This window comes from Synechococcus sp. WH 8101, assembly GCF_004209775.1.
Classification (GTDB): domain Bacteria; phylum Cyanobacteriota; class Cyanobacteriia; order PCC-6307; family Cyanobiaceae; genus Synechococcus_C.
The window spans coordinates 219,130-241,108 of record NZ_CP035914.1; the positions used below are offsets into that span (position 1 = coordinate 219,130).

Annotated in this window: 18 protein-coding genes; 11 read left to right on the forward strand and 7 right to left on the reverse strand. The window is 62.9% G+C overall.

Annotation, left to right across the window (positions count from 1 at the left end; genetic code table 11):
* The first annotated feature begins 3 nt into the window (after window positions 1-3).
* Genes SynWH8101_RS01045 through SynWH8101_RS01055 form a run of 3 tightly spaced genes read left to right on the forward strand, consistent with a single transcriptional unit; the run spans window position 4 to window position 3,114 of the window.
* Window positions 4-1,155 carry a hypothetical protein gene (locus tag SynWH8101_RS01045; RefSeq protein WP_130128214.1) on the forward strand — a complete coding sequence of 384 codons (1,152 nt, stop codon included), beginning with the start codon at window positions 4-6 and terminating at the stop codon, window positions 1,153-1,155.
* Complete coding sequence (locus SynWH8101_RS01050) at window positions 1,145-1,978, forward strand: hypothetical protein (protein ID WP_130128215.1); 834 nt, start codon at window positions 1,145-1,147, stop codon at window positions 1,976-1,978. The genes SynWH8101_RS01045 and SynWH8101_RS01050 overlap by 11 nt, the downstream gene beginning before the upstream one ends.
* Window positions 1,975-3,114 (forward strand): hypothetical protein, encoded by a 1,140-nt coding sequence (locus SynWH8101_RS01055; RefSeq protein ID WP_130128216.1) that lies wholly within the window; start codon window positions 1,975-1,977, stop codon window positions 3,112-3,114. The genes SynWH8101_RS01050 and SynWH8101_RS01055 overlap by 4 nt, the downstream gene beginning before the upstream one ends.
* Here SynWH8101_RS01055 and SynWH8101_RS01060 read toward each other — a convergent pair.
* From SynWH8101_RS01060 to SynWH8101_RS01090, 7 genes are read right to left on the reverse strand one after another with little or no spacing between them, the layout of a single operon-like run.
* The gene (locus tag SynWH8101_RS01060; RefSeq protein WP_130128217.1) at window positions 3,096-3,998 is read right to left on the reverse strand and encodes a sulfotransferase; all 903 of its coding nucleotides are present in this window, start codon (window positions 3,996-3,998) and stop codon (window positions 3,096-3,098) included. The genes SynWH8101_RS01055 and SynWH8101_RS01060 overlap by 19 nt on opposite strands.
* A gap of 22 nt (window positions 3,999-4,020) precedes the next feature.
* Window positions 4,021-6,186, reverse strand: a complete 2,166-nt coding sequence (gene selD, locus SynWH8101_RS01065) for a selenide, water dikinase SelD (protein ID WP_254427998.1) — start codon at window positions 6,184-6,186, stop codon at window positions 4,021-4,023.
* Window positions 6,173-7,042, reverse strand: a complete 870-nt coding sequence (locus SynWH8101_RS01070; RefSeq protein ID WP_130128219.1) for a capsular polysaccharide synthesis protein — start codon at window positions 7,040-7,042, stop codon at window positions 6,173-6,175. The genes selD and SynWH8101_RS01070 overlap by 14 nt, the downstream gene beginning before the upstream one ends.
* Window positions 7,006-8,361 (reverse strand): hypothetical protein, encoded by a 1,356-nt coding sequence (locus tag SynWH8101_RS01075; protein WP_254427999.1) that lies wholly within the window; start codon window positions 8,359-8,361, stop codon window positions 7,006-7,008. The genes SynWH8101_RS01070 and SynWH8101_RS01075 overlap by 37 nt, the downstream gene beginning before the upstream one ends.
* 8 nt (window positions 8,362-8,369) lie before the next feature.
* Complete coding sequence (gene galE / locus SynWH8101_RS01080) at window positions 8,370-9,413, reverse strand: UDP-glucose 4-epimerase GalE (RefSeq protein WP_130128221.1); 1,044 nt, start codon at window positions 9,411-9,413, stop codon at window positions 8,370-8,372.
* A 9-nt stretch (window positions 9,414-9,422) separates the two neighbouring features.
* Window positions 9,423-11,174 carry a Wzz/FepE/Etk N-terminal domain-containing protein gene (locus tag SynWH8101_RS01085; protein WP_130128222.1) on the reverse strand — a complete coding sequence of 584 codons (1,752 nt, stop codon included), beginning with the start codon at window positions 11,172-11,174 and terminating at the stop codon, window positions 9,423-9,425.
* 13 nt (window positions 11,175-11,187) lie between these two features.
* Window positions 11,188-12,429 carry a polysaccharide biosynthesis/export family protein gene (locus tag SynWH8101_RS01090; protein WP_130128223.1) on the reverse strand — a complete coding sequence of 414 codons (1,242 nt, stop codon included), beginning with the start codon at window positions 12,427-12,429 and terminating at the stop codon, window positions 11,188-11,190.
* Window positions 12,430-12,672: 243 nt separating this feature from the next.
* On the opposite strand from SynWH8101_RS01090, the gene gmd reads away from it, so the two are divergent.
* Genes gmd through pseG form a run of 8 tightly spaced genes read left to right on the forward strand, consistent with a single transcriptional unit; the run spans window position 12,673 to window position 21,950 of the window.
* A complete protein-coding gene (gene gmd / locus SynWH8101_RS01095; RefSeq protein ID WP_130128224.1) occupies window positions 12,673-13,848 on the forward strand; it encodes a GDP-mannose 4,6-dehydratase in 1,176 nt (391 codons plus the stop codon).
* On the forward strand, window positions 13,845-14,816 hold the full coding sequence (locus tag SynWH8101_RS01100) for a GDP-L-fucose synthase (protein ID WP_130128225.1): 972 nt from the start codon (window positions 13,845-13,847) through the stop codon (window positions 14,814-14,816). The genes gmd and SynWH8101_RS01100 overlap by 4 nt, the downstream gene beginning before the upstream one ends.
* A gap of 35 nt (window positions 14,817-14,851) precedes the next feature.
* Complete coding sequence (locus SynWH8101_RS01105) at window positions 14,852-16,651, forward strand: ABC transporter ATP-binding protein (protein WP_130128226.1); 1,800 nt, start codon at window positions 14,852-14,854, stop codon at window positions 16,649-16,651.
* A 33-nt stretch (window positions 16,652-16,684) separates the two neighbouring features.
* Window positions 16,685-17,704 carry a UDP-N-acetylglucosamine 4,6-dehydratase (inverting) gene (gene pseB, locus SynWH8101_RS01110; protein WP_130128227.1) on the forward strand — a complete coding sequence of 340 codons (1,020 nt, stop codon included), beginning with the start codon at window positions 16,685-16,687 and terminating at the stop codon, window positions 17,702-17,704.
* A complete protein-coding gene (pseC, locus tag SynWH8101_RS01115; protein WP_130128228.1) occupies window positions 17,701-18,900 on the forward strand; it encodes a UDP-4-amino-4,6-dideoxy-N-acetyl-beta-L-altrosamine transaminase in 1,200 nt (399 codons plus the stop codon). Before pseB ends, pseC begins: the two co-directional genes overlap by 4 nt.
* Entirely contained in the window at window positions 18,897-19,595 is a 699-nt protein-coding gene (gene pseF, locus SynWH8101_RS01120; protein ID WP_130128229.1) for a pseudaminic acid cytidylyltransferase, read from the forward strand. Before pseC ends, pseF begins: the two co-directional genes overlap by 4 nt.
* Window positions 19,596-19,602: 7 nt before the next feature.
* Window positions 19,603-20,289: a PIG-L deacetylase family protein gene (locus SynWH8101_RS01125; protein ID WP_130128230.1), complete on the forward strand. Its 687-nt coding sequence runs from the start codon at window positions 19,603-19,605 to the stop codon at window positions 20,287-20,289.
* Window positions 20,286-21,950 (forward strand): UDP-2,4-diacetamido-2,4,6-trideoxy-beta-L-altropyranose hydrolase, encoded by a 1,665-nt coding sequence (pseG, locus tag SynWH8101_RS01130; protein WP_130128231.1) that lies wholly within the window; start codon window positions 20,286-20,288, stop codon window positions 21,948-21,950. The genes SynWH8101_RS01125 and pseG overlap by 4 nt, the downstream gene beginning before the upstream one ends.
* Window positions 21,951-21,979: the final 29 nt, after the last annotated feature.

Here is a 21,979-nt window from a genome sequence, read left to right on the forward strand (position 1 = left end):
CTGATGTGGAAGCGCAGGATCCGCGCCCTGTTAGGTCTTGGTCGGCTTGATGCCTGCCGGGAGCAAGCGCGGGTGCAGAACCGCGACCTCAAGCTGCTGTCGACCATCAACGGCTTTGGTGCCAAGGGGTTGTTGCGATCCACCACGCATCGCGCCACGCCGTCGATGGACGATCCGCTTCAAGTGGAAGAGGACGCAGCCATGGCCGGGGTGCAGGTGTTGACCCGCTACTGCGGCATCGAAGCGCCCTACTGGGGCCTGTTTGTGACCCATTACCACCGGCTCGGCGTTCGTCAGCTCCAGGTGTGCGTGCAGAACGACCGGGATGCGGCGGAGGTGGAGTCGTGGAACTATCCCGAGCCGATGACGGTCCAGGTGCAGCGCCTGCGCTCCGATGTGCCCCCCGATGAGGGCCTGCGCCTGCTGGATCCGAGTTGTTATCGCCACGATGCACCCTTCACCCTGCTGGCGGATTGTGATGAATATCTCCAGCCACTCCGCTCCGACCTGAGCCTTCGCCGTTGGTTCGAGCTTTTCCCGGAGCGGGCCCAGTGTTCCGTTCCCTGGGTGATGTGTCCGGTGCTGGACCCGCTGCATGAGCAGCCGCGGGGGTTCTGGGGCAACCATGGCAAGCCGATCGCCCGTTCCGAGTGGATCGAGGCTGTGGCGTCAGACCATCACTTTCAGGTGCCGCCGGTGAAGCCCGGCGGGCGCATCCTCTCCACACCGATGGCCTCGATGGGATGGGTGCTGGTGCACTGCCTGTCGCGCAGCTTTGAAGACACCCTGCTGCGTCAGTTGCACACCCGTTTCACCTGCGTGAAGAACACCGATCGAGGCGAGATCGTGTCGCGGGTGCGATCCGGTGATCTGCCGATCCGGTTGCGAGTGCTGGCGTATTTCAGCCTTCAGGAGCGGTATCTCGATGTGCCGGTGCCTTCGCTGCGGGGGATTGATCTTGCGGCACAGACCCGGCTTCTGCAGGGCTGTCTGGGCGAATCGGATCAGCAGTTGGCGCGGGAGGTGTTTGAGGAGTACCGGCGTTTGTTACGCCGTTGCCTGCAGCGCTTGCCGACCTATCCGGCCACCACGTTCCCCGACATCGTTGCGGCGCTCCCCTCTCCCCATGAGCTCAGAGAGCTGTATGGCGCCTGAATCCCGGCTGTATGTCTCGGGCTATTGGCCCTTGCCGGGGAACGGCAAACGGGGACTTTCCTACTACCGGGCTCTGCTGCCCCAGACGCTGGCGCTGCTCCGCGGCCAGAAGCTGCTCTTTTTTGCCGGTGATGCCCAGATCCTGGCGTTGGTGCAGCGGCACTGCTCAACCTGGCAGATCACCCTGGAGGGCCAGGTGATGCCGATCACGCAGCTGCCGCAATGGGATCGGGCCGAGGCTCTGGTGGCCAGTTGTGAACGCATGGGCCTGGATGCCTGGCCGCAACCCAGGCGCTCCGCAGGAGAGAAAGGCGTGAATCACTATTGGCGTGATCTGCAGGGCTCAGGGGCCGACACCTATCGCCAGTTGCTGGCGGTGTGGTTGAGCAAGATCGCCCTGGTGGCGCAACGGGCCGCCACAGAACCCGGGCAGCGGAGCCTGGCCTGGGTGGATAGCAGCGTCGCTCGTTTTCAGCGGCAGCGCTCCAACTGGCGGTTCTGGCGTCTAGCGGATCGCCCTGGCCAGCTCTGTCATTACGCCAGTCCGATGCGTTACCTGGGGCAGGGGTTGCCGGTGAATGCCAGTTATCTCTCGGCCCCGGCACCGGTTTGGGGAACGCTGGCGCCCCTGTTTGATGGGTTGGCGCAGCAGGCCAGCCTGATGGCCTATGGCCACGATGAGGAAACGATTCTGGGCGAGTGCCAGCGCCAGCATCCCGATCTGTTCCATTGCCTTGGCGTTCCTTACACGCGCTTGCGGGGCCATGCCGCCTGGCGCTGGCGGCTGCAGGATGGCTTCACGGGCCTGCTGGAGCGGCGATGAGCCGGAGGCTGGTGGGCTGGCTGAAGCGGCGGTTTCGCCTGATCGACCCGCCGCAGGAACCACGGCGCTCATCGGATGGTGATCTGAGCAATGGCTTCGGTGCCCGGCGGTTGCTGTGTTCCCCGCTTGTGCCTGGTGGCGATCCCGGGCCGCTGCCCCGCGCCTCGGTGCTGGAGGGGGTGCAATTGCTCACCCGCTACTGCGCCATGGAGCGGCCCTATTGGCAGGGCTTTCTGCAGCACTATCACGACCTGGGGGTACGCCGCATTCAGGTGGGGGTGCAGCGGCAGGAGGAGGCCAGGGAGCTGGAGGCGATCCCGGTGCCGGAGGGGATGACGTTGCGGCTGCATCGGCTGCCCGTGGATCAGGATCCCAGCGCTGCCCTGCAGGCATTGCCCGTGGCGCTGTTCGCCGAGGAAGCACCCTTCACCCTGATGCTGGATGCCGATGAATGGTTGCTGCCCCTGCGCCCTGATCTTTCGATCCAACAGCTCGCCCAGGTGTTCCCCGCGGTGTGCCAGTGGTATGTGCCCTGGTTGCTGCGCCCTTGCCTTGAGCCCAGTGATGCCGGCAGAGGTGGCTTCTGGGGCCATGTGGGCAAGCCGTTGATCCGATCGGAGTGCATGGCCGGTGTGGCCCACGACCACAGCTTCCGACTCCAGAAACAGCGGTGTCCTACGGGGACCTCTTCAGCTCCGGCCGGTCTGTTCGGGTTTGCTCTGGTGCATTTCTGGTCGCGCAGTTTTCGTGACTGCCTGGTGAAGACCTTCCACAGCCGCATCCAAGACGCCAAAAGCGTGGATCAAGCGGATGCTCTGGCCCTGATCCAGGCTGGTGGGCTGCCGGTGCGGCTGCGGCTGTTGGCTTATCTGATGGTGCAAAGCGGCTATGTGCCCTTGCCGAACAGCTTGCGCCCCCAGGTGGACCTGGAGCGGGAAGATCGCCTCTTGCGCCTGTGGGTGTCTGCGCGGGATGAGACCCTCTGCCGGCAGAGTTTTGATCGCTACTGCGAGCAGTTACGCCAATGCGGCCCCAGCCTGCCGCTCTATCCGGCTTTGTCTCTGCTGGCGGTGGCGGAGCGGTTGCCCAGGGTGACCACTCCAGCTGAGGCTCAGGCTCAGGCGAAGCGGGCGTAGGGCCAGAGCTCATCCACCAGAGTGCCGAATCGATCGCGGCAGGCGGCATAGGTGGCGCCGTAGTGCCGGGCTACCTCTTCCAAGAGGGCCTGGTTGTGGGGCATCGGGCCAGGTGCGGCGTTCACTTTTTCAGACCACTCGGGCATGGGGAGATCAAGCTGCAGAAAGCTGGCAAGACGGTTGTGGGAGTCGGATTGAAACAGCCGTTCGTGGAACTCCACCAGCACATCTTCAGGCGGGAACGCGGCTTCGATCGCGGCCAGGGTGTTCTCATAGCGGGTGTGGCGTTCGATGCCGCGGGAGCGGAAGTGCAGGGCAAGAGCGATGTCTGGATCCGTCTGCCTGCCAATGGATTCCTGAATCTGATCGCGCCAGATCAAACGCAGCTGCGACTGAATCCGATCCACTGGATCGCGCAACAGAAAAATCAGCTTCACCGTGAAGCCACGGCGGTGCAGCCGACGGCGGATGTAGCGCAACCTGTCGGCATGGAGTTGGGCGTAGTAGGGCGAAATGTCGCCGGTGGTGTGAATGGTGGGGTTATCAGCCACTAAGCGATCGAAATAGTCGACATAGTGGTGATGGCGCACCCGCATCAGGAGCTGTTTCTGCTCGGTGGGCAGAGCCAGAAACTCCTCATGGCTGAAGCGGCGCGTCGAGCCGAAGCTGGTCTTGAGTTGCTCTTGTTGACGCCGATGGCGGCGCCATTGGCCGCGCATGCTCTTTTTTTTGTTGCAGAAAATGTGATATTCCTTCGTGAATCCCATGTTCACCCCGGCGCAACGCTGGAGTTGTTCATGCACCCAGGTGGTGCCGGCCCGTTGAGCGCCAACGCCAAGGATGAAGAGCTTCTGGTTGTTGGCTTTGCGATCCGGACTCTGCATCGTTTTTATGCTTTTTCTGCGTTCAGATCACCACGCCGATGGGATGAAGGTCGGCTGGAAGCGAGGTTAGGGCCCCATGGAGGCCTGGGTCCGAGGCAATCAGCAAGGGGCCGCAGGTCTGGGGATCCACCAGCAGCTCCAGCAGGGCCCGGTGAGCGCTGCTGCCTGGCTGGATCGTCCCGAGCTGGAGGGTGACGGCGGCGGCTTGATCACCGTTCGGGTCGAGCGCGCTCCAGGCCTGGCGGTTGGCGGGGGCGAGGCTGCTGGCGATGCCTTGTTCCAGCAGGGCGAGGGCGCCGGGCAGGGCTGGGATCGCGTCGGCATGGAGCTGGATCCGGCGGGAGCGATCCGGCGGCAGCATTTCGAGCAGATGGCCCAGCAACCCGAAGCCAGTGATGTCGGTGGCGGCATGGATAGCGCCAGGCTTGGTGGTCACCAGCTGTTGCAGTGTCTCCACCAGCTCATGCTGGCTTTGGTTCATCTGCTGCTGCGCCCGCTCCAGGTCGGCGGCCGCGGCGGCTCCGGCCATGGCGGCGGCGAACAGCACGCCGGTGCCGAGCGGACGGCTCAACCAGAGTTGATCACCGGCCTGCAGGCCGCGCTTGGGCCAGAAGCGCTCGGGTGCAACGGCGCCCTGCACGCTGAGGCTGACCTGCAATCCCAGGCTGATCGGGCTCGGGATGGCTTCTGGACCGGAGCTGCGCGCTTCCAGGGTGTGGCCGCCGATCAGGTCGGCGCCCTGTTCGCTCAGAGCGTCGCGGATGCCGGCGAGGGTCTGGCTGAGCAGATGCTGTTGCAGGCCCTCGGCCACGGCCGGCAGGGTCACCACCGCCTGGGCCGAGTGGGGCCGGGCACCGCAGGCCAAGAGGTCGGAGCAGGCATGGAGGGTGGTGAGGCGGGCGTTGAGCCAGGGGTCGCTGAGTAGGGCAGGGAAGCCATCCACGCTCTGCAGCAGCAGCTGGCCCTGATCATCACGGCCCAGACACTGGGCATCCTCCGGCAGGCGGCCGAGGCGATCGAGGCCGGCCCTGGCTAGCGCCCGTTGCAGGGGCTGGGCTGGCAGCTTGGCGGCGCAACCGCGGCAGAGCATGGCGGCTTGCTGCGCACCTTCTGCAGCACTGGCCATGGCGTTGAGCGGCTGCAGGCGCGCCATGAAGCGGCGGTCGATCCGTTGTTTCCAGTGCCAGATCCAGCGCTGTGGCCCGAACCAGAAGGGCCCCCAGAGGGCCCAGGCCTGGGGGCGATCCCCGAGCAGTTGCAGGGCGCGGCGCTGGGGGCGCCAGCTGGGTGGTGTGCGGCCAGTTGCCAGGGCCTCCAGGGTCTGGGCCAGGGGCAGGGCAGCGCGCACGGCCCAGACGCCGGAGGGCGGCCGGGGCGCCGCGTCGATCACGGCGCAATCACCGGCGGCGAGGATCTCGGGATGGCCGAGCACCTGCAGGCTGGCGTTGGTGCGCAGGCGCCCTCGGCCATCGCAGGGCAGGCCACTGGCGGCGAGCCAGGAGGGGGCACGGCTGCCGCTGCAGTTGAGGACGGGGCCGCAAAGCTTGTGCTCGGCAGCCAGCAGTTGGATCCGGGCGCGCCTCAGGGCGCTGCGCAGGGACGCCGGCAGGCGATCGAGGTTGCGGGCTTGCAGCTGCAGGCGGCGTTGGGGCCAGCGCTGGCGCAGGGCGAGCACCACCTCCAGCGCTGCCAGACCACTCCCCACCACCGTCAAGGGTGGTGCCGGAGCATCGAGATCAGCAGCAGCACCGCCTTCAGCATCTTGGACTTCTAACCAGGCCAGGGCTGGCTCCAGGGGCTTGATCGCCACGGTGTCGATCGCAACAGCACCTTCCAGCGCCGGGGTGAGGCAGCCGAGGTTGCAGCTGAGGCGCCGGTAGGGGAGGGCGGGGCGGCCCTGCAGCAGCAGCTGCTGATTGTGGGGATCGATCCCGGTGATCTCCGCCTGCACGAAGGCGATACCGGCCCGATCAGCCAGGGCGGCGAGATCGAGGCTCACGTCGCCTCGCTGGTAGTGGCCGGCGATCAGGCTCGGGATCATGCCGGAATAGAGGCTGGTGCGGCTGCGGCTCACGAGGGTGATCAACCCTGGCGGCCGGCGACGCGGTTGCATCGCCCAGCGGCGCAGCACCAGGGCGTGGCTGTGGCCACCGCCGGCGAGCAGCAGATGCTGATCAGACGCCGCCATGATTGCGCTTCAGTTCCGCCCGCACCCCCGCCTGGTTAGGCGTGTTGACGCGACGGTTGAGCTTGAACACGGGTGCCTGCGCAACGGTGGGCTTTCTGAGCGGTGCTGCTGCGTTCCCGGCGCCTCCTTCATCGGCATGGAACTGCAACCAATGGCAGGGCCCAGCGGACAGGGTCGGCACTGCGCGCCAGAGGGCCCGCAGGGGCGGCTGGGTTCTGAGGATCTCCGTGAAGCAGTAGTGCTGGCCGAAATAGGGCAGGTGGGCGCTGAGGCGATGGGTGAGGGGGTGGCACCAGATGCGCGCGGCGTGGGGCGAGTGTTTGAGACGGTGCTTGAGCCACCGCCGCAGCGGTTTCTGCAGAGGCTTGCACCATTTCGGCCGCGGGTAACGCAGCAACTGCTCGTAGCGCTTGCTCCAGTGCTGCATCAGGGGGTGATCGGGGCTGCTGGCCAGGAACCAGTTGGAGAGCAGACGATCGGGGCCCGGGTTGGCAAAGGCGAAGAAGCCCTCGTCACAACGCTCCGGCAGCCAGGCATCAAGCGGTTGGCGGCAGAGCACGGTGGCATCGGCCCACACGCCGCCATGGTGGAGCAGCAGCTGCAGGCGCAACCAGTCGGCCTGATGGGCAGGCTTGAGCTCAGGCAGGGTGCTGTAACGCTGCAAGGCAGCGGCAGGAAGCCAGTGTGACCAGTCGTCATACGTAACGACACGCACCGACCAGGCAGGGTTGAGCGCGGCCCAGCGTTGGATGCAGGCCTGCACAAGGTCGGGTGCAGTCTGGAGACCCTGATGCCAGGCGATCCAGAGCGTGCGGGGGATCAGAAGCCGATGCTGGCGCGGAACACCCAGTTCCATTCGTCGGAGGGTAGGAATTCGTCTTTCTGGGCGAAGTTGACGCCCCAGGTGAGCCGCATCGGGATGCCGCCGGTGAGATTGATCGAGGCACCAAGGATCGATTCAAAACTGTTGTATTCCAGGAACATGCCCCACCATTCGTTGAATACCACTGCCACGGTGCCGATCGGCCCCCAGCAGAGGTTGTTGTCGATGGCGTAGGTGCCTTGCCGATTCTGCACGTTGTTGATGCAGGCAAATTGCAGGTTCTTGTTCTGGGCGAATTTGGTGGTGCCGAAGCCGCCGTTGGCGATCAGCAGGGGATAGTCCTTGCCGCCACTGCCGAGCCACCAGCCCTTGGAGGCCATCAGATAGAAATTCCGGCCCGTATCGGTGAATTCATCCCACTGGAGGATCTGTTCACCACCGAAAGCAATGCCGCCGGTGTCGCCGATCTGCCGAGCGATGCGGAACCCGCTCGACACGCCCTCGCCGACGGCCGTCGAACCACCGGCTGCGTCGTCACCCTGATACACACTCCGGAAGGAGGTGTTGAGTCCCAGGCTCCAGTGGGTGGTCTGGAGGATGTTGGCACTGATTATGGCGTTGCCATCGCCGTTGTTCCAGGCAAAGAAATCGCTGCCTTCCGGCCGGCGGCTGAAACCCCGGATCGAGGCATCGGCAAACCAACGCTGGCTCCAGCGAAAGCCATTGGGCACCTGCCAGCCAATATCTGGCCCCACCAGCCCATCGCCAAAGGCAATCGAGCGATTGAGGGCTTGTAGTGGCGGCGGCGGTGGCAGCTCGGGCACGCGGCTCGGTTGGTCCTGCTCGATCGCCAGCGCCTCGGGCGGCGGTGTTTCCTGCTCTTCCACCCGCACGGTGGTGGAGTCTTCCTGGGTGATGGTTTCGGTGCTTCCATCGCCCTCAGCCACCTGGATCTGCACCTCGGTGCTTTCTTCCACTTCGGCGATCGCCTCAGTGCCGGGCAGCGGCTCCCACACCACGGTCGTGGGCGCAGGAACGGCGCCCTCACTGGAAGCATCAGCGGGCACGGGCTCCCAGACCACGGCTTGCGCTGTGACTGGCGCTGAGGGTTTGGTTTCGCCTCCGCGAGTCTCGCCAGGCTCCTCCACTGGCTCCCAGGCGATCGGTGGTGCGCTCTCTTGGCCGCTGGTGCTCCCTCCACCACCATCCACCGCCGGCACCAGGATCTGCGACTCCTCCGCCTGCTTGGGGGTCACCGGTTCCCACACCACCTGGGCGCGCAGGGGAGCTCCAAGCAGGGCCCCGGCTCCCACCAGGGCAAGCCAGCGCTGGCGGCGCCTTGCGCGCCCCACCAACGCCATCAGGACGCCCCCTGGTAGCCCTGGGGATTGGCCGATTGCCAAGCCCAGCCGTCGCGGCACATGTCGGCCAGAGAGCGCTGGGTGCGCCAACCGAGGCGCTCGGCAGCAAGGGAGGGATCGGCCACGGTGATCGCTGCATCGCCGGGGCGGCGATCCACCACCTCATAGGGCACAGCACGCCCGGAGGCGGCCTCAAAGGCACGAACCACTTCGAGCACCGAAGCCCCCACACCACTGCCGAGGTTGAGGGTGAGCAGCTGGGGCCTATCCCCCAGCAGGGCATCGAGGGCGGCGCGGTGGCCCTCGGCCAGGTCCATCACGTGGATGTAGTCGCGCACGCCGCTGCCGTCGGGGGTGGGCCAGTCGCCACCGAACACGCTCAGGCGCTGGCGCCGGCCGATCGCCACCTGGCTCACGAACGGGAAGAGGTTGTTGGGGATGCCGTTGGGGTCTTCGCCGATGCGGCCGGAGGGGTGGGCGCCCACGGGGTTGAAGTAGCGCAGGCAGGCAATGCGCCAGGCGTCCGGTGCGCTAGCGGCCAGATCGGCGAGCATGCGCTCCACCGACGCCTTGGTGTGGCCGTAGGGGTTGATCGGCTGCACCGGTGCGGTTTCTGGGATCGGCACCGTTTCTGGATAGCCGTAGAGGGTGGCGCTGCTGCTGAACACCAGCGTGCGGCAGCCGTGGGCGTCCATGGTGCTCAAAAGGGCGCGGGAGCCGGCCACGTTCACGTCCCAATAGCGCAGGGGCTGGGCGACGGATTCGCCGACGGCCTTGAGGCCAGCGAAGTGGATCACCGCCTCGATCGGCGCGCCCGCCGCGTCGGCACTAGCGAACACCTGCTCCAGCAGCACCGGATCGCGTAGATCACCGCGCACCAGCTCGAGCGAACGACCGGCCAGCTCCTGAACCCGCTCCAGGGCCACTGGTGAGCTGTTGGAGAAATCGTCGAGCACCACCAGGTCGTGGCCAGCCTCGAGCAGCACCACACAGGTGTGGCTGCCAATGAAGCCGGCACCGCCGGTGATGAGCAGGCGCGCCATGGGCTTCCCTCAGGCCTCGGTGGAAGCGTCGAGCCCGGTGTCGAGCAGCACCCAGCCGGCCACCGGGCTGCCCTGGAGGGCGAGCTGTTCGCACAGTTGACGCAGCTGTTCGCGTTTGGCGGCGCCGGGAGCGGTGAGCAGCAGCTGGGTGGCGGCGCTGCGGGTGGCGAGCAGATCGCGACTCACGACCAGTTCGCGTGCGCTGCCGAGGGCCCGGCGTAGCTCGGCGGTGAAGCCTTCGAGGGCGTCAGCATCGAGCGCACCCACGGGGATCAGGGCGATGGCACCGCTGCCGCGCAGGGGACCATCGGCAAGCAGCTGGATCGGGGCGCGCCAGGCGTCTGGGGTGATGGCGCCATGGAAGGGCAGGCGCTCGAGCAGGGGGCCAGGCAGGTCGCGGCTGAGCTCATCGCTGCTGAACACGCGGCCACTACGGCGATCGGCTACCAGGGCACCGCCACTGCCGAGCACGAGGCCGACGAGCAGGCCGAGGGCGAGGGTGCGGCCCTTGCGGGGGCTCACGGGCTTGTCGAGCAGGGTGGGGGTGGAGATCAGCTCCCAAGGGCTGGTGGCGCGGGCCTGCTCCAGCTGGAATTGCTTGAGCAGGTTCTGCAAGCTCACCAGGGTGGCCTCATCGCGCAGGGCCTCCTGGGTGAGTTCGCGGTGGCGGGCCACCACCTCCTTGGGGCGGTTGAGGGCTTGGAGGTTGGCCTGGGCCAGATCGAGCTCGCCTTTGAGCAGGGCGATCGTCTGTTGGTTGATGTAGCGCACCAGGGTGTTGCGCTCCCGTTGCAGCTTCTGCACCAGGGGGTCATTGTCTTTGAAGCGGGACCGCAGCTCGGCCAGGCGGGTCTCCACCGAGGTGAGCTGGTCGAAGGTCGACGACTTGTCGGTGAGGGAGGCGAGCTGGGAGGCGAAATAGAGGGAGCCGGCACCGGCTTTGGTGGCTTCCTGGATCTGCACCTGCAGCGCCTTCACTTTCTGCTGGGCGGCGGTGCGGGCCGCTTCCACACTGCCGCCACTGCCAGCCACTTTCGCTCCGCTTCCTTCAGCTCCACCGGCCCCGGCCACGCTGCCGGCGAGGGGCAGGCCATCGAGCAGGCCGAGACCGTTGGCGTAGCCATAGTCGAGGGCGGCGCGGGAGCTGGCCTCCGCCTGGGGTTTGATCTGGTTGATCTGCTCTTTGAGATAGGCGATCACATTGTTGAGTTCGCGGGCGCGGCCGCGATTGGAATAGCTCTGGTAGGCCTGGGAGATCATGCGGGTGATCGGCAGCACCAGTTGTTCGTTGGTGTCGCGGAATTCCACGTTGAGCACGGAGGTGGCTTTTTCTTGTTCAGCGGTGATCGCCGACTTGGCCCAATTCTGAAATCGCATGGCTTTGGCTTCTTCAGGCGGTTTGCGCGCTTTCACGGCATCGAAGACGGGCCGCAGCACCGAAGGGCTGTTGAGGATCTGCACCTCGGTGGCGATCGAGTCGCCGCCGCCGCCGAGGCCCGCGATCGCCGCCAGGGCAGGGTTCTGGGAGAGCAAAGAGGCAGCGCCACCCGCTTTTTCGCCAGACAGAACGATCTGGAACTCACCCTGATACACCGGCTTGGTGCGAGCCAGTTGAATTCCAGCGATCAGGAGTCCAAGAACCCCTCCCCCCACGATCCAGGGCCAGCGGCGCACAAGAGCGCCGGCCACCTGGCGCAGATCGATCTCGTCGTCGCTGGCTGGGGTGATCGCCAGGGGCTGTTCAGCGGGGGCGGTGGTCATGGCAGCAGCTCCCTCACTTGAACAGGCTGTAGACGGAATAGATGCCCACGGCAGGAGCAGTGAGCTCATTGAGCACGGTGACGGTGGCCGAGAGGGGTGAGTCGTTCACCCTCACCACATCACCAGCCATCAGGATCGGATTCTTGTAAGACCCGGCCGGATTGGCGCCGCCTACGAAGAACTTGCGTTTGTCGGTGGTGCCGTCGCGGTTGAAGCGGATAAACTCCACCTGGCCGCGCAGCAGTTTCTGGCCACCGGCGGCAGCGAGGGCCTGGTCGAGGGAGGCCCCCTGGGGCAGCACCTTGGCGCCGGGCTCGCGGACGCGACCGGTCACGTACACCTGAAAGAAATCGGGGCTGAGGTTGGTCTGGCCAGCTTTGATGATCTGCTCGCGCAGTTCCGTTGGTGATCGGGCGACGACGACGGTGTCGCCATCGAAGAGGCGGATGTTCTGGGATTCGTTGCCCTCAGTGATCAGGGTGAGGAAATCGAGGGTGGTGCGCATCTTGCCGCCACCACTGCTGAGGGGGCGTTTGCGGGTGACGGACACCTCGCTGAGCTTGGAGAAGGGGGTGACGCCACCGGCGGTGCGCAGGGCATCGAAGACGGTGGGCAGACGCAGGCCTGTCTGAATCTGAACGCCACCGATGGTGGGCTTGGCTTGGGCTGCTGGATTGATCACAGGATTGCGGCCGGCAACAAAGTCGTTTGGATTCACCGGGTTGGCGCTGACTTCGCGAACGCTGATGTCGACTGAGCTTGCTCCGCTCTGGGGTATTTCTTGCTGCCCGGAGAGGTAGTAATAGCCAGGCCGGGCCACTTCACCGCCGATGTAGACGCGAATCGGCCGGTAGGCGGCCGGGCTCACGAACACCTGGGGATCGCGCACGTAGGCGCTGAACTGCTGGGTGAGGAAGTAGCGCAGCTCCTCCACCGTGAGCCCCTCCACGAAGAGGGAGCGCAGCCGCGGCAGGTAGAGGGTGCCGTCGGGGCCGATGGTGAACACACCCGAATACTCGGGCACATCGAGCAGCTCCACCACCACGGCATCACCGGGGCCAAGGATGTAGGCGTCCTGGATCGGCGCAGTGGGCAAGGGTCGCGGCGTGCTGGTTTTGGCGGGCGCCTTGATGGTGATCGTGTCGCTGACGCTCTCCTGCAGCTGGATCGTCTCCTGCAGCTGTTGCCCTTGCACGGCCGGGAGGGCCGTGGTGAGGGCAAGGCCCGCACAGGTGAGGTAGCAACGCTTTTTCATGGGTGGCAGTGTATGGGAGACCTGCGTCGCAACTGCGACGGGGTGGCCGGGCCCTGAAGCGGATCGCTGCAGCTGGTTGTGGCGCTGCTGCACTGCTGCCACCGGCCGCCGCACCTCCACAGACGACACTGGTTCATGGCACACTCCCCACAGCACCAGTACTGAGACGGTTGAGCCGCTGCTCCCGTCCTGGGCTGGTTGCAGGCAGGGCTGGCATGTCTGCCTGTTTTCTCTCCTCCATCGATGACAGCAAGCACCCCCGCTTCAACCACTTCTCCCGCCAAAACCGCGCTGATCACCGGCATCACCGGCCAGGACGGCAGCTACCTGGCGGAGCTCCTGCTGGAGAAGGGCTACGTGGTGCATGGCATCAAGCGCCGGGCCAGCAGCTTCAACACCACCCGGATCGATCACCTCTACCAGGATCCCCACGAAAGCGATCCTCGCCTGGTGCTGCACTACGGCGACCTCACCGACAGCACCAACCTGATCCGGATCATCCAGCAGGTGCAGCCCGATGAGATTTACAACCTCGGCGCCCAGAGCCACGTGGCGGTGAGCTTTGAGGCGCCTGAATACACCGCCAATTCCGACGCGCTCGGCACCCTGCGGATCCTGGAGGCGGTGCGGATGCTGGGGCTCACAGCCAAAACCCGCATCTACCAGGCCAGTACCAGCGAGCTCTACGGCTTGGTGCAGGAGGTGCCGCAGAAGGAGAGCACCCCCTTCTATCCACGTAGCCCCTACGGCGTGGCCAAGCTCTACGCCTACTGGATCACGGTGAACTACCGCGAGGCCTACGGGATGTATGCCTGCAACGGCATCCTGTTCAATCACGAGAGCCCGCGGCGCGGCGAGACTTTTGTGACCCGCAAGATCACCCGCGGCCTGGCGCGGATCGATGCAGGGCTGGAGCAGTGCCTGTTCATGGGCAACCTTGACTCCCTGCGTGACTGGGGCCACGCCCGCGACTATGTGGAGATGCAGTGGCGCATGCTTCAGCAGGAAGGACCGCCGGAAGACTTCGTGATCGCCACCGGACGGCAGGAATCGGTGCGGCGCTTCATTGAACTGGCCGCAGCTGAGCTGGGTTGGGGCGGCATCCAGTGGCAGGGCGAAGGCCTCCAGGAAACCGGCAGACGTGCCGACACGGGCGAGGTGGTGGTGCGCATCGACCCTCGCTACTTCCGCCCGGCGGAGGTCGAAACCTTGCTGGGTGATCCCACCAGGGCCAAGGAGAAGCTGGGCTGGACCCCCACCACCACCCTGGAAGAACTGGTGGCCGAGATGGTGGCTGCTGACCGTGAGGACGCCAAGAAAGAGGCCTACCTCAAACGCAAGGGCTTTCAGGTGGTGGGCTCGATGGAGAACCCGCCGACGAACCCTGAAGCGATCAAGGCGGCTGGAGGGGCTGCGTGAACTCCCTGATCACCCCCGCCGACCGCATCTTCGTGGCTGGCCACCGCGGCATGGCCGGCAGCGCCATCTGCCGCGCCCTCGAGCGCGCCGGCTTCCACCAACTGCTCACCGCCAGCCGCTCTGAGCTCGACCTGCTCGATGGCCCTGCCGTGGAAGCCTGGTTCGCCAAACACCAACCCACGGTGGTGGTGCTCGCCGCAGCAAAAGTGGGCGGCATTCAAGCCAACAGCAGCTCTCCGGCGGACTTTCTGCTGGAGAACCTCAAGATTCAGACCCAGGTGATCGAAACGGCCTGGCGCTCTGGGGTGCGGCGGCTGTTGTTTCTGGGAAGCAGCTGCATCTACCCCAAGTTCGCCGAGCAGCCGATCCGAGAAGAGGCGCTGCTCACCGGAGCGCTGGAGCCCACCAATGAGTGGTATGCAATCGCCAAGATCGCCGGCATCAAGCTGTGCGAGGCGCTGCGGTTGCAGCACGGCTTTGATGCGATCAGCCTGATGCCCACCAATCTGTATGGGCCGGGTGACAACTACCACCCCACCAACAGCCACGTGCTGCCGGCGCTGATCCGCCGCTTCCATGAGGCCGCGGAAGCTAACGCCCCAAGCGTGACCTGCTGGGGCACCGGTTCACCGCTCCGCGAATTCCTGCATGTGGACGACCTCGGCGAGGCCTGCGTGTTTGCTCTGGAGCACTGGAGCCCGGCCCTAGGTGAGCTCACCTATCTGAATGTCGGCACCGGCAAAGATCTGAGCATCCGCGAGCTGGCGGAGGCGGTGGCCACCGCCACGGGCTACCAAGGCGCGATCCACTGGGACAGCAGCAAGCCTGACGGCACCCCGAAGAAACAGCTGGACGTGACCCGCCTGGCCGCCCTCGGTTGGCGGGCTCGGATTTCCCTTGCAGAAGGTCTGGCGAGCACTGTGGCGCTGTTTCGCGAGGAGCATGCGCAGCTGCTGGTGCGGCTCTAGGGATGGCGATCGACATTCTTGTTACCTGAGCGTTGATGACACAGCCTTTGCCCAATCAAGACCAACCCCAATCCACCCGCAATTTGCTACTTGGCATCTGGGGCCACCTAAGCCGGCGGCGGCGCATCCAGCTGGGGTTGCTAGTGGTGGTGATGCTGGCCAGTGGTGGCGCGGAGCTGGTGTCTCTGGGATCGGTGCTCCCATTCCTCGCGGTACTCAGTGACCCTGAGCCGCTGTGGCAGCAGCCATTCATCCAGGTGCTGGCGGCGCGGCTGGGCTTTACGGCGGCGAGCGATCTGCTGCTGCCGGCCACGTTTTCGTTTGCAGCGGCAGCAGTGCTAGCGGCGCTGGTTCGGCTGACGAACCTGTGGCTGAATGGCCGCCTGGCGGCGGCGGTGGGCTCTGATCTGAGCTGTGAGGCATACCGACGCACGCTGTATCAGCCTTACTTAGTGCATGTGCAGCGCAACAGCTCGGCGGTGATCACGGGCACCACCACCCATATCGGAAGAACGGTGGTGGCGCTCACTTCACTGCTGCAATTGATCACGGCGGTGGTCGTGGTGTTAGGGCTGCTCACGGGTCTGCTTCTGATCGATTGGACGGTGGCGATGGGGGCGGCGGCGCTCTTTGGCAGTGTGTATGGGCTGCTGGCAATCACGGCGCGACAGGAGCTGAGCCGAAACGGCCAACGGATCGCCGCAGCCGCGAAGCAGCAGATCAAAGCGCTGCAGGAAGGGCTGGGGGCGATCCGTGATGTGCTGCTCGATGGCAACCAGCACACTTATGTTGAGATCTATCGCCAGGCGGACCGACCGCAGCGGCAGCTGCTGGCCAAGAACCAGTTTCTCGGTGCGTTCCCCCGCTATGCGGTGGAGGCCTTGGGTCTGGTGGCGATTGCCCTTGTGGGTGGTTTGCTGGTGCTCCAGCAGGGCGCTGGCGCTCCGGTGATTCCGCTGCTGGGGGGGCTTGCGTTGGGGGCTCAACGGTTGCTGCCGGCTTTGCAGCAGGTGTATCGCAGTTGGTCGAGTCTCAAAGGCTTCGATGCCGATGTGGCTGGGGTGCTGACCATGCTCAAACAGCCCCTGCCCGAGCACGCGCCGGTGGCTCAGAAGCTGCTCCTGCGCCAGGTCATCCAGCTTGTGGGCGTGCGCTTCCGCTATGGCCCGGACCAGCCTGAGGTGCTGCGCGACCTGAATTTAGAGATTCGCCGCGGCGAACGCATCGGCCTAATCGGAAGCACTGGGAGCGGTAAGAGCACCTCGGTAGACCTGTTGATGGGTCTTCTAGAACCCACCCAAGGGCAAATGATGGTGGATGGGATTGATTTGCACGATCCCGCCCATCCGGACCGCCTGTCGGCGTGGCGGGAGGCGATCGCCCACGTGCCCCAGAGCATTTATTTAGCCGACAGTTCGATCGCCGAGAACATCGCCTTTGGTGTGCCCAAAAGCCAGATCGATCTTGAACGAGTGAAAAAGGCCGCTGCTCACGCCAAGATCGCCAGTTTTATTGAATCAAGCCCAGATGGGTACGAGAGCTTTGTTGGTGAGCGGGGTATCCGACTCAGTGGTGGCCAGCGGCAGCGTCTTGGTATTGCCAGAGCTCTTTACAAAGAAGCTCCTGTATTGGTTTTGGATGAAGCCACAAGTGCTTTAGACACCCGCACTGAGGAAACAGTTATGGAAGCCATCAACTCCCTGAGTGAATCGCTTACTGTGATCATGATTGCTCATCGCCTAAGTACACTCGAAAGTTGTGATCGAGTAATTCGGCTTGAACAAGGGGTCGTTTCGGAAGATGGTCCCCCAAAGCAGGTTCTGTCTTTAGCTTAATCAAGTTCATTTCCTCCTCTAGATTTTCGTCTGATGCCTTTTAATTCGAATTCTCGTCTATTAATTACTGGGGGTACAGGCAGTTTTGGCAAAGCGTTCATTGCCGCTGTCTTAGAGCGATTCCCGGATATCTGTCGCATCGCCGTGTATAGCCGTGATGAGCTGAAGCAGTGGGAGCTTCAGCAATTATTCCCACAAGATCAGTATCCTCAGCTTCGTTTCTTTCTTGGTGATGTTCGTGATCGAGATCGGCTCAGGCGTTCTCTCGAGCGAGTGGATACTGTTGTGCATGCTGCAGCGCTCAAGCAAGTTCCTGCTGCTGAATACAACCCAATGGAATTTGTTAATACCAATGTTTTAGGTGCAGAAAATCTTGTTCAAGCTTGCCTGGACATGGATGTAAAGAGAGTTGTGGCTTTGAGTACTGACAAGGCTGCGGCTCCCATTAATCTTTATGGGGCTACGAAGCTATGCTCCGATAAGTTATTTATCGCGGCCAACAACATAAAGGGTAACCGCGATTTGCGCTTTTCAGTGGTGCGCTATGGAAATGTTATGGGCTCGCGCGGTTCAGTGATACCTTTCTTTCTTGAGAAAGCGAAAACGGGTGTATTGCCAATTACTGATGCTGCGATGACTCGCTTCAATATTTCTTTGAGTGAGGGCGTAGAGATGGTGCTTTGGGCATTAGAGAACGCCTTGGGTGGTGAGGTATTGGTTCCCAAGATTCCTAGCTATCGAATCACTGATGTGGCCGAGGCAATTGGCCCTAGCTGTGACAAGCCAATTGTTGGCATCAGGCCTGGCGAGAAGATCCACGAAGAAATGATCACGGCTTCCGACAGCTTTACATCGATTGATCTAGGGGCTTATTACGCCATTCTGCCTAGCGATGGACGGGTGCAGGAGCGTTATCAGGAGGCAGGAATCAGCAGCGTCGCCGTGCCTTCGGGATTTGCATATAACTCAGGCTCCAATACCGACTTTCTTAATGTCGAGCAACTACGGGATCTGATCCGTGAGCATGTGGATCCTGCCTTCGCACCGGTATGAGCAGCGTCCCGAAGGCCTTCATCCCCTACGGCCGACAAACGATCTCAGAAGCAGACATCGCTGTTGTTGAGGCTGTTCTGCGTAGCCCTTTTCTTACCCAGGGCCCTGCAATTCCGGCCTTCGAGAAAGCAGTTGCTAACAAAGTTGGCGCTGCTCATGGCGTCGCGGTGAACAGTGCCACCAGCGCCCTGCATATTGCCTGCCTGGCGCTGGGGCTGTGCCCCGGTGATCGTCTCTGGACATCGCCGATCACCTTTGTGGCTTCTGCCAATTGCGGTCGCTACTGCGGCGCTGAAGTTGATTTTGTCGACATCGATCCCGCCACTGGGTTGATGAGTGTGACGGCACTGGAGCAGAAGTTGCAGCTGGCCGAGAGGGAAGGAACCCTGCCGAAGGTTGTGGTGCCAGTTCATCTCACGGGCAGCAGCTGCGATATGGCAGTGATCGGATCATTGGCCGAGCGCTATGGATTTGAAGTTCTGGAGGATGCCAGCCATGCCATCGGCGGCCAATACCAAGGTGAGCCGGTGGGCAACTGCCGTTACAGCGCCATCACGGTGTTCAGTTTTCATCCGGTGAAGATCATCACCACTGGCGAGGGCGGGTTAGCCACTACTAATGATCAGAGACTGGCCCAGCTCATGACTGAGCTCCGCAGTCACGGCATCGTGCGCGATGCCGAGCGCTTTGAGCAACCTGCTGTTGGCCCGTGGGTCTACGAGCAGCAGCAGTTGGGCTTCAATTACCGCATGACAGATCTTCAAGCTGCCTTGGGTCTCAGCCAGTTGGAGCGGCTTGATGAGATCGTGGCCGAGCGCAACCGACAGTTGCAGCAGTACATGGAACTGCTGGCTGAACTGCCTGTTCAACTGCTTGAGGTTCCAAAGGATGTGCTCAGTTCAGTGCATCTGGCCGTGATCCGTCTGCAGCAGGCCACAGCCCAGCAACATCGGCAGGTTTTTGAAGGGCTTCGGGCAGCCGGTATCGGCGTGCAGCTCCACTACAGCGCAGTGCATCTCCAGCCTTATTACAGGGAGTTGGGCTTTGCCGAAGGGCAATTTCCCGAAGCTGAGGCTTATGCAAGTAGTGCAATCAGTCTTCCTTTATTCCCTGGTCTTAGCCCTACGGATCAGCAACGTGTAGCAACTGAATTAGAGGAGCAATTGCGTGCTTTTGCGCCGGAGTTGATGGCATGAAACTCTGTGTGATTCCTGCTCGTGGGGGTAGTAAACGAATTCCACGGAAAAATATTCGTGAGTTTTGCGGTAAACCGATGATCGCTTGGTCAATCGAGGCAGCTCAAGCGAGTGGTTGCTTTGATCAGATCATTGTTTCCACCGATGATGCAGAGATTGAGGATGTGGCACACCAGTGCGGTGCGAAAGTTCCCTTTATGCGTCCAGCAAAGCTTGCTAATGATTTTGCGGGCACCACGCCGGTTATCGCTCATGCCGTCAAGTGGCATCAAGATCATGGTCATGAGCTTGCAGCGGTCTGCTGCTTGTACGCAACTGCACCTTTCGTTGCACCTGATGACATCAAAAGAGGGCTGGACTCGCTTGCGGAATTAACTCCTAATCGCTTTGTGTTTACGGCCACTGCCTATGCCTCACCAATTCAGCGAGCATTGAAGATCGAACTGGATTCGGGAATAGCTCGTATGTGGCAGCCAGACCAATTCAGCCAGCGCAGTCAGGATCTTCAGCCTGCTTATCACGATGCTGGCCAGTTCTATTGGGGGCGCCCCCAAGCTTGGCTGAGCTCTGAAAACCTGTTCGAAGGCAGCAAGCCTTTGCTTCTGCCCCGGTGGCGCGTTCAAGACATTGACACCGAAGACGACTGGACCCGAGCCGAATTGATGCGACGGGCTCTGACTGAAGTGGGGGGCTGATCCTGAAATGTCACGTGTCCTCGTTGTTGCCGCCCATCCCGACGATGAAGTTCTCGGTTGCGGTGGCACCATTGCTCGCCATGCCGATGCGGGCGATCAAGTGCAGGTGCTAATCGTCGCGGAGGGCTCAACGTCACGCCAGCAAAAGCGCGATCGAGCCCATGTTCGAGATGAGCTTTCAGCCCTTGCTGAAGCGGCTCAAACGGCTGGATCGATCCTCGGTGCAGCAGGGGTTGAGCTCCTGGATCTTCCTGATAACCGCTTGGATTCCTTCGATCGTCTGGATCTCATCAAGCGCATTGAAGAATGCGTTGAGCGCCATCAACCCGAGTGTGTGTACGTGCATCATGCAGGTGATGTGAATGTGGACCATCGCCGATTGCATGAGGCGGTGGTGACGGCATGCAGGTCTACGCCGGGTCATGTGGTGAAGCGTTTGCTCAGTTTTGAGGTGGCCAGCAGCACGGAATGGCAGCCACCGGGCTCTGCCCCGGCCTTCCAGCCCAACTGGTTTGTGGATATTTCAGATCAATGGGAGCGCAAACGGGAAGCTCTGATGGCCTACTCAAGCGAAATGCGCGACTGGCCCCATGCCCGCTCCCTTGAGGCTGTAGAGCACTTAGCACGCTGGCGCGGTGCGCAGGTGGGCGTCGAGGCAGCGGAAGCGTTTTGCCTGCTGCGGCAGCTGATATGACACGCATCTTCATCCGTTGCGATGCATCTCTGCTGATCGGCAGTGGTCATGTGATGCGCTGCCGCACCTTGGCCCGAGAGCTGCAGCGCCGTGGTGCAGAGGTTTGTTTTTTATGTCGTCGCCAGCCCGGTGATCTGATCGGCCTGCTGGAGCAGGAGTTCCAGGTATTGGCCTTGCCCGAGCAGCCCTTGGTCGCCTGCGAAGGCTTGGAGGAAAGTGATCTTTATGGTGCCTGGCTTGGTTGTACTCAGGAGCAGGATGCCGCCCAGTGCCTTGAGGTTCTTGCTGTAGCCGGGTTCAACGGCATTAGCTGGATCGTGGCAGACCACTACGGCCTGGATGCCAGCTGGGAATCGCAACTGCTAACGGGTTTGTCTGGAAGTGATGCAGCTCCGAAGCTCCTGGTGATCGATGACTTGGCCGATCGGCCTCACCAGGCTGATCTATTGCTGGATCAGAACTTCTTTGGTGAGGCCACCCATCAGCGTTATCATGATCTGGTGCCGCCGCAGTGCCGCAAACTTCTAGGTCCCCATTACGCCCTGCTCGGCCCGGAATATGCCCAGCTGCATCCTCTGGTGGTGCCGCGCACCGAGCTGCGTCGGGTGCTTGTGTTCTTCGGGGGAGTGGATCCAGACAACCTCAGCGGTCGAGCGCTTGAGGCCTTGATGGATCCGGCGCTGGCGGATCTAGCGGTGGATGTGGTGCTCGGGCTTCATAGCCCCCACCGCCAGGCGGTGGCCGAGCTGGTGGCCCGTCGGCCCCACACCACCCTGCATGGACCACTGCCGAGCTTGGCCGGATTAATCGCTCGCGCGGATCTTGCGATTGGCGCCGGTGGTGCCACCACGTGGGAAAGAGCCTGTCTTCGGCTTCCGAGCCTGGTGGTAACGATTGCATCAAATCAATTGCCTTTCTCAGAGGCCCTTGATCAGGCTGGCCATCTCCAGCTCTTGGGTGATGGGGCCAGCGTGGCTGCAGAGCAGATCCGCTCCGCGGTTTTGTCTCTGATGACTGAGCCAAAGCCTGGAAAAGCAGCTGCTGCACTCACTGATGGCTGGGGTGCACCACGCCTGGCAATGGCGATGCTGGGCCCCCAGGGGGCAATCAGTCTGCGACCAGCCATAACTGCCGACGAAGCCTTGCTGTTGCATTGGGCCAACGATCCTCAGGTGCGCGCCAATAGCTTTTCGCCGGAGCCAATTGCACCAAAGGATCACCACCACTGGTTTCAGAAAGGTCTGACAGACCCGAACCGTCTCTTGCTGATCGCCACGACAGCAGACGGGTGTCCCATCGGCCAGATCCGCTTTGATCGACAGTCCGGCAGCGCTCAAGCTGATGGCAGTGAGGCTGCTGTTGATCTCTCTCTCGATCGTTGTGCCCGTGGGAATGGGTTGGCTGCTGCGCTGGTGCGCTTAGGTCTTCAAGCACTGGAACAAAACTGGGGTCCTTCTGTTGAGGCCGTCGCTGAGGTGCTCACGTCCAACACCGCCAGCAATGCCTGCTTTGCGCGCGCTGGCTTCACGTCTGATTCAGAACTCCTTTCGGAGTCCCCCCCTAGCTCTCGGGCGGTGAAGCGTTGGCATTGGCGCCCGGCCGCATCACACTTCTCAGCGATCGTGGCAGTTGGCTCAATGCTTCTCTTCCAGATCGGATAACCGCGCTGTGGCAGTGGGGCCATGCAGTG

Bases quoted from the DNA above. Each gene is read 5' to 3' on its own strand.
- SynWH8101_RS01045 (WP_130128214.1), top strand. From the start codon at position 4: ATGTGGAAGCGCAGGATCCGCGCCCTGTTAGGTCTTGGTCGGCTTGAT.
- SynWH8101_RS01050 (WP_130128215.1), top strand. From the start codon at position 1,145: ATGGCGCCTGAATCCCGGCTGTATGTCTCGGGCTATTGGCCCTTGCCG.
- SynWH8101_RS01055 (WP_130128216.1), top strand. From the start codon at position 1,975: ATGAGCCGGAGGCTGGTGGGCTGGCTGAAGCGGCGGTTTCGCCTGATC.
- SynWH8101_RS01060 (WP_130128217.1), bottom strand. From the start codon at position 3,998: ATGCAGAGTCCGGATCGCAAAGCCAACAACCAGAAGCTCTTCATCCTT.
- selD (WP_254427998.1), bottom strand. From the start codon at position 6,186: ATGGCGGCGTCTGATCAGCATCTGCTGCTCGCCGGCGGTGGCCACAGC.
- SynWH8101_RS01070 (WP_130128219.1), bottom strand. From the start codon at position 7,042: ATGGAACTGGGTGTTCCGCGCCAGCATCGGCTTCTGATCCCCCGCACG.
- galE (WP_130128221.1), bottom strand. From the start codon at position 9,413: ATGGCGCGCCTGCTCATCACCGGCGGTGCCGGCTTCATTGGCAGCCAC.
- SynWH8101_RS01085 (WP_130128222.1), bottom strand. From the start codon at position 11,174: ATGACCACCGCCCCCGCTGAACAGCCCCTGGCGATCACCCCAGCCAGC.
- SynWH8101_RS01090 (WP_130128223.1), bottom strand. From the start codon at position 12,429: ATGAAAAAGCGTTGCTACCTCACCTGTGCGGGCCTTGCCCTCACCACG.
- gmd (WP_130128224.1), top strand. From the start codon at position 12,673: ATGACAGCAAGCACCCCCGCTTCAACCACTTCTCCCGCCAAAACCGCG.
- SynWH8101_RS01105 (WP_130128226.1), top strand. From the start codon at position 14,852: ATGACACAGCCTTTGCCCAATCAAGACCAACCCCAATCCACCCGCAAT.
- pseB (WP_130128227.1), top strand. From the start codon at position 16,685: ATGCCTTTTAATTCGAATTCTCGTCTATTAATTACTGGGGGTACAGGC.
- pseC (WP_130128228.1), top strand. From the start codon at position 17,701: ATGAGCAGCGTCCCGAAGGCCTTCATCCCCTACGGCCGACAAACGATC.
- pseF (WP_130128229.1), top strand. From the start codon at position 18,897: ATGAAACTCTGTGTGATTCCTGCTCGTGGGGGTAGTAAACGAATTCCA.
- SynWH8101_RS01125 (WP_130128230.1), top strand. From the start codon at position 19,603: ATGTCACGTGTCCTCGTTGTTGCCGCCCATCCCGACGATGAAGTTCTC.
- pseG (WP_130128231.1), top strand. From the start codon at position 20,286: ATGACACGCATCTTCATCCGTTGCGATGCATCTCTGCTGATCGGCAGT.